This is a genomic window from Syntrophales bacterium, from assembly GCA_030655775.1.
Taxonomy (GTDB): Bacteria; Desulfobacterota; Syntrophia; order Syntrophales; family JADFWA01; genus JAUSPI01.
Genome location: JAUSPI010000246.1, coordinates 25,691 through 34,142, shown reverse-complemented (window position 1 = coordinate 34,142; position 8,452 = coordinate 25,691). Strand labels below are relative to the sequence as shown.

Genomic DNA, 8,452 nt, shown 5'->3' with positions numbered 1-8,452 from the left:
GAGGAGATGTTGTAGAAAAAAGGATAACGGTAGACTACCGTTGGGGAGATGAACTGATTGCTCTGATCAAGAATGTTCCAACCGGGGTCTGCCAGGTTTGTGGAGAACAATATCTTAAGGCTGAAATTGTAAAGGAGATGGAAAGACTGGCTCATTCGAGAGAAACTCCCAAGAAGCTAATTCAGGTCCCATTGAGAGAACTGGCGGTTGCATAAAACATAGCAAGATGAGCTGGCGCTTCATTTCCGCTTCTGCTTTTGCACAAGTATTAGACGAGATCGATAAATCTGATAGGGCAATTAACGTAAAGCAAGTCGTGCAAAAAAAGATCATGGCCCCAGGATGTTGATATTGGTTCAAAGCAGGACAGTAATGACAGTATGCTGCATAAGGGTTGAATCAAATCAATGAAAAATATCTTTATAACAGGCGCAAACGGCTTTATCGGCCAGGCTTTATGCAAGAGGCTGATGGCTGACGGGTACCAGGTGTGGGGAGCTGTCAGGAGGCAGGAAAAGACAGAAGTCGGATGTCTGAGGTCAGATGTCGGGAAAGGACAGAAGTCAGAGGAAAGATGTCGGAGGGAAAAGGGATAAACGTCCAACATCGAACATCGAACGTCCAACGTCGAATGAAAAACAAAAGAAACAGAAGGTAGAGGGCAGGAGGCAGGAAAAGACAGCAGTCGGATGTCTGAGGTCAGATGTCGGAGGACTAAGGGCGGAGGTCGGTGATATTGGCCCGGAAACAGGAGATTTGTTGACCTAAAGTTGAGAGTGTGATAGTTTAAAAAATATTAAGCAACCTGAAAATAGATAAGCCTCTTAAGAGGCTGGATGGCCTGGAAGAAAGACTCGATTTTTATCAGGATCAGGTTAAGGAAGATTCGCTATGGTATTCTATGGGGGGATTAAAGATGGCTGATCTCAGATTGGTATCTACACGCAAATGCGAGCTAAAACCACTAGTGGAAGGAGCTCTATTTAATGAATTACGTTTACTGGAAGCAGGCATTCGCCGAACGGAACAAAGACTCTTGGGGTTTGAGGAAAAATACCACCTTAGGACTCAAGAGTTTATCTCCCGTTACGAAAACGATAAAATGAAAGAGACCACAAATTTTGATGAATGGATTGGTGAGTTTAGGATGTTGACACGGCTACGGGAAAAGGCAGACACACTAAGAGGCATCCGGTTTGCGAATTGAAGCGATTTGGCCACTGTCCTTCAAGAAATAGAATCACTGGTACAATTACCCTAATCTCGAAGAAACCAGAGGGGTTGTCTGCGTAAAGGATTAATTTGGCTTTTTGGAGCTGCAATCTTTACCCATTTCCGCCCAAGGCTGATTTGGGTAAGATTAATTTGTAATGAATATTTTAATAACAGGTGCTAACGGATTTATCGGACAGGCCTTATGCAAAAGACTGATGGCGGCTGGATACCAGGTGCGGGGAGCTGTCAGGCGCGCGGATCAAATGACGGCTTTGCCTTCAGGTGTTGAAGGGGCGATGATCGGGGATATTGGCCCGGAGACTGATTGGTCTGAAGCGCTGGACGGTATTGAGGGCATTGTGCATCTTGCAGCCCGGGTGCATGTTATGTGCGAGAGCGCTGCTGATCCGCTTGCCGCGTTCAGGGAAGTTAATGTTGAGGGGACTAAATGCCTTGCGATTGCGGCTGCGAATGCCAGCGTTAAACGTTTTGTTTATATAAGCTCGGTGAAGGTTAATGGGGAAAGGACGAGGTACAGTGGTCAGTGGTCAGTGGTCAGTGGTCAGGAAAAGACAGAGATCGGAAGGAAAAGGGATGAACGTCCAACATCGAACATCGAACGCCCAACGTCGAATGAAAAAGATGAAGAATTAGCCACCCCGGTACCATCTGCCGGAGCTACAGGGCAGGCAGACCCACACAGACTGACACAGACATTTGTCCGAGCGACCTGCTCGGACAAAAATAGTCATCGCTTCGCGAAAGAAAAGGCTGAAGACAGCTCTGATCCTTACACCGAAATGGATGTTCCTGAGCCGCGGGATCCGTATGCTGTTTCCAAATGGGAAGCAGAGCAGATTTTACGTGATATTGCGGCTGATACTGGTTTGGAGGTGGTTGTTTTGAGACCGCCTTTGGTTTATGGGCCTGGAGTAAAAGCAAATTTTTTGCGTCTATTGAAACTGATCCACAAGGGCATTCCTTTGCCTTTGGGACTTGTGCGTAATCGTCGCAGTATGGTTTACCTTGGCAATCTCGTAAGCGCCATCATGACCTGTTTGGAGCACCGCAGAGCAGCAGGCGAAACGTTTCTAATCAGTGATGGAGAGGATGTCTCTACTGCTGAATTGGTACAAAAAATGGCCTCTGCCATGGGCCGCAAGGCAACCCTTTTGCCCGTTCCTTTGGTTATGCTCAAAGCATTGGGCTTGTTGACAGGGAAAAGGGCTGAAATTGATCGTTTGACAGGTTCTTTGTGTGTTGATTCCAGTAAAATACGTGAACTTTTAGATTGGCAGGCCCCATACACCTTTGAGCAGGGTATTCAGGAAACTGTTGATTGGTATCAGTCCGCAGATTACGCGGAAAAAGATGTCTCACGCAAAGGCGCAAAGGCGCAAAGATAATAAAATATAAAAGAAAATTATGACAACTAATTTGCCAACTAACTACCCAGCTTTGCTGGGTGAGATCAAACAGCGTATCCGCGCTGCACAGTATGAGGCGCTCAAGGCGGTCAACACATAATATCGGGGTCTGACCCCGATAAGTTTTTGTTTTTATATAAGATATTGCCTGAATCAGGGGCTAAAAGGGTCTTAGAGTGCACTTTTTGATGCCAATATTAACGGGGGTCAGGCTTCGCTTATTGTGGTTATTGGGGGTAAAGTATATATGATTAACAGGACAGTTTGCTATGTTTGCATCAACCGATAATATTAGTGAGCTGATTCGTATAGGCGAATCTCTGACACTTGAATATAAATCCTCATTCGACCGTAAATCGATTGAAACACTCGTGGCTTTTGCCAATGCAAACGGGGGAACTGTGCTGGTAGGAGTTGAGGATAACGGCACTGTCCTGGGGGTAAGTCTGGGTAAAGAGACGCTCAATAAATGGCTGGGACAAGTAAAATCTTCGACGAGTCCCTCTATTATTCCGGATATTGAAGCGTTTGATATTGATGGCCGAACTGTTGTCGCCATACGCATCAGTGAGTATCCGATTAAACCGATCAATACCAGGGGAAAATATTTTAAACGGATTGCCAGTTCCAATCATCAGCTCAGTTTGAATGAAATAACCGATCTATACATGCAGTCGTTACAACTCTCCTGGGATGCTTACGAAGCTCTCCAGGAAGATCTTAATTCCCTGTCTGTGAGCAAGATTGAACAATTTATCGGTCAGGTCAATCAGTGCGACCGTTTTACCTTGGACAAATCTCCGCTGCTGGCCCTTGAAAAGCTCAAGTATATTGTCAATAACCGTCCGACCTGGGCGGCCATGCTCCTGTTTGCCAATAACCCGCTGCGTCATCATATTCATATAGGTCGCTTTAAAACCCCAACCATAATTATAGATGATCGTCAGATTACAGATACCCTGTTTGATGCGGTTGAGCAGGCGATGAAATTTCTTATCTCACATATCAGCGTGGCGTTCGAGTTTGATGGCATATCCGTAACAAGTTAATCGCTGAAGCGTTTTATCTGACAAAAAATATTGAAAAATATGGCAGTGGATTTATTCGTATTCGTAAGGAGCTTGAAGCATATCCAGAGGTTATCTTCGATGTGGAGGAGACTGGCGGCGGTGTTTTGGTGACTTTCAGCACCCTTGTGTCGATCAGTGAGGGAGTAAGTGAGGGAGTAAGTGAGGGAGTAAGCAGCTTGATGGATTGCATCAAGAATAAACCCGGCTTGAGGATACCAGAGCTTTCCGAACAGCTTCATGTTCCGGCAAAGACCAACGAACGGTGGATTAAGAAACTACGGGACGAAAACAGGATTGTTTTTAAAGGAGCTCCTAAAACAGGTGGTTACTTTATGGCTGGTGAGGATTGATTCGCGGATTAACGCAGATTGTGAATGGCGGGAAAGAACATATATCAGCAGATTACCCCAGTACCATCTGCTGGAGCTACCCCGGTTAAATACGCTCCAGTACGATCTTCCGGACCTACTGGGTAAACTTCGCTGTCCTTCGGAATTTAACGGGGTAAACCCCAGAGGAATGGCCTTCGGATTCCACAGGGCACCGCACGGCGGCATCTTCGACAGGCGGGGCAGGCGCAGATTTTCGCAGATTAAATCTCACGCAAAGTCGCAAAGGCGCTAATAGGACGAACGGCAGGAATGCCAATTTGGTTTGCGATCCCATCTTTGAGGTGATAGTATTATTGCGGTCAGGAAGGAGGTACTCCAACGATAAGGTTAGACAATGTTTACCCTCAATATATAACGGATGAAAAGGGTAAGAAAAAATCAGTTATTTTGTCGATCTCTAAATTTCAAGAGTTGATCGAGGATATCGAAGATTTGGCTGCCGTAGCTGAGAAAAGAGATGAACCAACAATATCTCACAAAAAGTTTCTTGCTGAGTTAAAAACCGATGGCTTCATATAAGATCGAGTGGAAACAATCGGCTCGAAAAGAGCTCAAGAAACTTCAGAAGAAGACCATTTCAAGAATTCTTCAAACTATTGAAACACTACCTGACAATCCCCATCCCCCGGGAGTCGTAAACTGCATTTTAATAGGGACAGCGCCCATTTACCCGATCTCATGCGTTATAACCATCTGTATTTATTAGATTGCTTCGTCCCGCCACGCTCCGCTCGCGGCTAAAGGCTCACACGCTTCTCGCAATGACCCGGGTTGTGACTTTTTACGAATTCATCATAGTTGACTTTTAGATTATTGGTGTATATACTAAAAATATATACGATAAGGAGGGTAATAAAATGGAAACAGCAAAGTTATTTCAGAATGGGAGTTCTCAAGCAGTAAGACTGCCCAAGGCGTTTAGAATTCCCGGTAATGAGGTGAAAATATTCAAGGAAGGCAACCAGATTATATTGGAGCCCATAGTAACGACGTGGGACTCGTTGTTCGAGTCTCTTAGTGAATTCCCGGAAGACTTTATGAAAGACGGTCGTAATCAGCCTGCCATGCAGAAGAGGGGGTCTTTTTGATGCACTATCTGCTTGATACCAATATTTGCATATACCTCATTAAAAAACGCCCATCGGAGGTTCTTGCGAGATTCAAGCAGCATTCTCCACAGGATGTCGCGGTTTCCACTATTACCCTGTTTGAACTTCAATATGGGATTGAAAAAAGCCAATACCGGCAACGTTCCGAAGATGCTCTTACCAAGTTTTTCTTGCCGTTGAATCTTATTGACATGGATCGTTCCTCTGCTATGGAAGCCGCGACTATTCGCGCGCAACTTGAAAAGAAAGGAATGCCGATTGGTCCTTATGATCTACTCATAGCAGGCCTGGCCAGATCACGGGACATGATATTGGTGACCAACAATACCAAAGAATTTGAAAGAATTGCCGGCCTGCATCTGGAAAACTGGATTTTTTAATAGGGACAGCGCCCTTTTAAAAGCTGTGGGGCACAGAGATCCCACGCTACACTCTCGAATGGAATTAAATGGGCGCGGATGAACGCAGACATTTTATACACCAAAGAATTAGTCGCAGAAAATATAGACACTATCATAAGTTATTTGCTATTATGGACTAAGGTTAATCTAATAAGGGTTCGGAGGTGCGATATGCCCAATCAACTCAATATTGAATATCCACAAAATTTACCGGATATTCTTCAAACAACAAAGAAGGCATTTGAGGAAGAAGCCCGAATGGCGATGGCGGTAAAGTTGTTCGAGATGAAAAGGCTGTCATCCGGCATGGCGGCATCATTGGCCGGACTTGACAGGGTTAATTTTTTACTCAATCTTCATCGGTTCAATGTGCCAATGATTGATCTTGAAGAAGATGAGCTTTTATCGGATATGCAAAATGCCTGAAACAGAAAAACTTGTCATTAACACGGGGCCTTTACTTGCTCTCATAGCCGGTGTTGGCGACTTATCTTTGCTAAAGCTGCTTTACAAACGTGTTCTTGTTCCTTTTGAGGTTTGTAAGGAAATTGAAGCGGGTGGGACTTCGGGCTTTGGAGTGAGAATCTCAGGGTATTTATTTGAGTCAAAAGGTTGTTGATTTCGCACTTAAACAAGTCAATGAAACGTGAAAACTGAATTAGCCGCTGGAGTAAATGGGGTCAGACTCCATTTAAAAGCTGTGGGGCACAGCGAGCGACCCGCCCGCCTCGCCTGAGCGAGAGCGATGGCGGGTAGGCCTGCTCGGATAAAAATAGTCCTCGTTTCGCGAGAAAAACATTATGTCAAGATCTCGAAGAAAAACCCCCATGAGGGGCATCACTACAGCGGAGAGCGAGAAAAAAGATAAGCAACTCGCCAACCGAAAGGAACGGCACAGGAACTGCCGGCTCCTTGGCCATTTCCTTGATGAGACGCTGCTCATGCACCGCAGGCAGGCCGGGAACCCCTGGCTTATGGATAAGGATGGCAAGGCATTTTTTGATCCTGAGAAGTATCCGGAACTCATGAGAAAATGATTATAGGAAAACCAGGAAGCCATAAACGTGCGTTGCGTCGTCATCATGATAAACGCAAAAAGGCATGGGTTCGCAAAACGCTGGGCCACTATTTTATGTATGCGACAGATCTCCCTGCACGTCGGGTGGGGATGTATTCCCGTACACCGAAGGTTTGCTCCTGTTTTATGTGTGGCAATCCAAGACGCTTTCACCAAAAGCCAAACATTCAAGAACGCCGAGCAACGTTTAACCCAGAAAACCATATTAAAACGTCAAAAATAATTTTCTAATACCTTTACCCACTTCCGCCTAAGGCCCCAGTTAAGTATAAAAGCAGAATCATTTTAACCCCAGTACGATAGTGCCTACCTACGGGGCAGGCGCAGATTAGTAAAGGAAACGAAAAAATAACCGCTGAACGCGGCGGAAACCGGCAAAAAGGGCTGGGATCTAATACCGGTGCCTTAAAAGGGCATTGACATTGCTATATATATGACATTATAATGCAACATCAATGAAATATAATGGCGGTTAGAGGATGGAAAAAGAAAAATTAAAAGAACTTATCATCGGCCATAAGGAAAAATTTCTTTCCAGGGGCGGTGATTATCGATAGAGATCCTGGGTCCATTTTCCATCCCAGAGCAATTTGGTGAATTCTTGATAAGGCACGATATGAATACCCTCGTCGGTCTTCCTCATCCTTTTTTCAAGACAAACGATGATCAGCGACTTTACCTCAGGAAAATCTTTTTTGAAATTGACAAGTCCCCGGATATCCCCGGAGGTGATTTTTGACTTGCCTTTTGCTTCAATGGCGACAGTACCTGTTCCCAGGATAAAATCGACTTCAATACCGCTGGAAAGTCGCCAGTATGAAAGTTCATAGAACAATTCGCTGTATTTTGCGTGAACCGACAGTTCATGAAACAGCCAGTTTTCAAAAGCTTTGCCAAACAGTTCCGATCCGGGCTGGATGGCCCCACGCCTTGCCAGATGGTTGACCACACCCAGATCCCGAAAATAGAATTTCGGCGCCTGAATCGTGCGGCGCTTGGGCCGCAATGTGAAGGCCGGCAGGAAGGTGCCCATCAAGGTATCGACCAGGATGCCATAATGGTCCCGGACCGTGGTAACTGAGATCCCCGTTTCTCGTGCAATGTTGGACATGTTCAGCATTTCCGTGTCCCCGATGGCTGCCACCCTGAGAAAGTCGGAAAATATTGGCAGGCGACGCGTCATGCCCTCTTCCAGAATTTCTTCCCGCAAGTAGTCATCTACATAGGCACGAAGCGCCAGAGCAGGGTTTTCAGCCCCATAATGATCCGGAAGCGGGCCGGTGTTGACGAAATGTTCAATGGAAAAATCAGCGCCAAGTTCTTGTGCCACCAGGCCGAAGAGTTCATAGCGAATCGCACGGCCGCCCAATAAATTTGCATGCCCTCGTCTAACTTTTCTCGCACTGGAGCCGCACAATGCAAAAACACGTTGCCACTCCTGAATCATGTAATGGATTTCATCCAGAAGTACAGGGGCCTTCTGAATTTCGTCAATCACAATCAGTCGTTCATGTGAAAGCGCTGCCACCTCTTCCCGCAAGAGCGACGGCTCCTTTGCGTATCGCATGAGTTCATCGGTTTTGAGGAGATCAATTCGCAGCGCATCCGGGTAGCATGTCTTTAACAACGTTGTTTTACCGGTCTGGCGCGCCCCCCAGAGGAAAAAACTTTGCTTTGGTTTCTCAGGCAATCGAAGATTTCTTTTGTACATTTTTCGACCTTCCAATAAAAAACATGTATATTGATGGTTGACTTGCAAA

At 45.6% G+C, this 8,452-nt stretch carries 15 protein-coding genes; 14 read left to right on the top strand and 1 reads right to left on the bottom strand.

All coding sequences use genetic code 11. The features are described from left to right. From Q7J27_13950 to Q7J27_13885, 14 genes are all read left to right on the top strand, one after another. On the top strand, positions 1-215 hold a 215-nt coding region (locus tag Q7J27_13950), incomplete at its 5' end, for a type II toxin-antitoxin system MqsA family antitoxin (protein MDO9530243.1). A gap of 192 nt (positions 216-407) precedes the next feature. Next, a complete protein-coding gene (locus Q7J27_13945) occupies positions 408-596 on the top strand; it encodes an NAD-dependent epimerase/dehydratase family protein (GenBank protein MDO9530242.1) in 189 nt (62 codons plus the stop codon). Beyond that, a complete protein-coding gene (locus Q7J27_13940) occupies positions 544-768 on the top strand; it encodes a hypothetical protein (protein ID MDO9530241.1) in 225 nt (74 codons plus the stop codon). Before Q7J27_13945 ends, Q7J27_13940 begins: the two co-directional genes overlap by 53 nt. A 148-nt stretch (positions 769-916) precedes the next feature. Further along, positions 917-1,207, top strand: coding sequence for a hypothetical protein (locus Q7J27_13935; GenBank protein ID MDO9530240.1), 291 nt, complete (start codon positions 917-919; stop codon positions 1,205-1,207). Positions 1,208-1,370: 163 nt separating this feature from the next. Then, a complete protein-coding gene (locus Q7J27_13930) occupies positions 1,371-2,621 on the top strand; it encodes an SDR family oxidoreductase (GenBank protein ID MDO9530239.1) in 1,251 nt (416 codons plus the stop codon). Positions 2,622-2,911: 290 nt separating this feature from the next. Further along, the gene (locus Q7J27_13925; GenBank protein MDO9530238.1) at positions 2,912-3,691 is read left to right on the top strand and encodes a putative DNA binding domain-containing protein; all 780 of its coding nucleotides are present in this window, start codon (positions 2,912-2,914) and stop codon (positions 3,689-3,691) included. A 101-nt stretch (positions 3,692-3,792) separates the two neighbouring features. Beyond that, a complete protein-coding gene (locus Q7J27_13920; GenBank protein MDO9530237.1) occupies positions 3,793-4,062 on the top strand; it encodes a hypothetical protein in 270 nt (89 codons plus the stop codon). Next, positions 4,034-4,336: a hypothetical protein gene (locus Q7J27_13915; protein MDO9530236.1), complete on the top strand. Its 303-nt coding sequence runs from the start codon at positions 4,034-4,036 to the stop codon at positions 4,334-4,336. Before Q7J27_13920 ends, Q7J27_13915 begins: the two co-directional genes overlap by 29 nt. A 155-nt stretch (positions 4,337-4,491) precedes the next feature. Beyond that, the gene (locus Q7J27_13910) at positions 4,492-4,623 is read left to right on the top strand and encodes a hypothetical protein (protein MDO9530235.1); all 132 of its coding nucleotides are present in this window, start codon (positions 4,492-4,494) and stop codon (positions 4,621-4,623) included. Positions 4,624-4,961: 338 nt separating this feature from the next. Then, positions 4,962-5,192, top strand: a complete 231-nt coding sequence (vapB, locus tag Q7J27_13905) for a type II toxin-antitoxin system VapB family antitoxin (GenBank protein MDO9530234.1) — start codon at positions 4,962-4,964, stop codon at positions 5,190-5,192. After that, positions 5,192-5,593, top strand: coding sequence for a type II toxin-antitoxin system VapC family toxin (locus Q7J27_13900; protein ID MDO9530233.1), 402 nt, complete (start codon positions 5,192-5,194; stop codon positions 5,591-5,593). The genes vapB and Q7J27_13900 overlap by 1 nt, the downstream gene beginning before the upstream one ends. A 192-nt stretch (positions 5,594-5,785) precedes the next feature. Beyond that, positions 5,786-6,040, top strand: a complete 255-nt coding sequence (locus tag Q7J27_13895) for a UPF0175 family protein (protein ID MDO9530232.1) — start codon at positions 5,786-5,788, stop codon at positions 6,038-6,040. After that, the gene (locus Q7J27_13890) at positions 6,033-6,233 is read left to right on the top strand and encodes a hypothetical protein (protein ID MDO9530231.1); all 201 of its coding nucleotides are present in this window, start codon (positions 6,033-6,035) and stop codon (positions 6,231-6,233) included. Before Q7J27_13895 ends, Q7J27_13890 begins: the two co-directional genes overlap by 8 nt. Positions 6,234-6,414: 181 nt before the next feature. After that, the gene (locus Q7J27_13885) at positions 6,415-6,651 is read left to right on the top strand and encodes a hypothetical protein (GenBank protein MDO9530230.1); all 237 of its coding nucleotides are present in this window, start codon (positions 6,415-6,417) and stop codon (positions 6,649-6,651) included. A gap of 588 nt (positions 6,652-7,239) precedes the next feature. Here Q7J27_13885 and Q7J27_13880 read toward each other — a convergent pair. Beyond that, a complete protein-coding gene (locus Q7J27_13880; GenBank protein ID MDO9530229.1) occupies positions 7,240-8,403 on the bottom strand; it encodes an AAA family ATPase in 1,164 nt (387 codons plus the stop codon). Positions 8,404-8,452 lie beyond the last annotated feature (49 nt).

Coding starts and splice junctions, on each gene's coding strand:
- Q7J27_13945 (MDO9530242.1), top strand. CDS start 408: ATGAAAAATATCTTTATAACAGGCGCAAACGGCTTTATCGGCCAGGCT.
- Q7J27_13940 (MDO9530241.1), top strand. CDS start 544: ATGTCGGGAAAGGACAGAAGTCAGAGGAAAGATGTCGGAGGGAAAAGG.
- Q7J27_13935 (MDO9530240.1), top strand. CDS start 917: ATGGCTGATCTCAGATTGGTATCTACACGCAAATGCGAGCTAAAACCA.
- Q7J27_13930 (MDO9530239.1), top strand. CDS start 1,371: ATGAATATTTTAATAACAGGTGCTAACGGATTTATCGGACAGGCCTTA.
- Q7J27_13925 (MDO9530238.1), top strand. CDS start 2,912: ATGTTTGCATCAACCGATAATATTAGTGAGCTGATTCGTATAGGCGAA.
- vapB (MDO9530234.1), top strand. CDS start 4,962: ATGGAAACAGCAAAGTTATTTCAGAATGGGAGTTCTCAAGCAGTAAGA.
- Q7J27_13900 (MDO9530233.1), top strand. CDS start 5,192: ATGCACTATCTGCTTGATACCAATATTTGCATATACCTCATTAAAAAA.
- Q7J27_13895 (MDO9530232.1), top strand. CDS start 5,786: ATGCCCAATCAACTCAATATTGAATATCCACAAAATTTACCGGATATT.
- Q7J27_13890 (MDO9530231.1), top strand. CDS start 6,033: ATGCCTGAAACAGAAAAACTTGTCATTAACACGGGGCCTTTACTTGCT.
- Q7J27_13885 (MDO9530230.1), top strand. CDS start 6,415: ATGTCAAGATCTCGAAGAAAAACCCCCATGAGGGGCATCACTACAGCG.
- Q7J27_13880 (MDO9530229.1), bottom strand. CDS start 8,403: ATGTACAAAAGAAATCTTCGATTGCCTGAGAAACCAAAGCAAAGTTTT.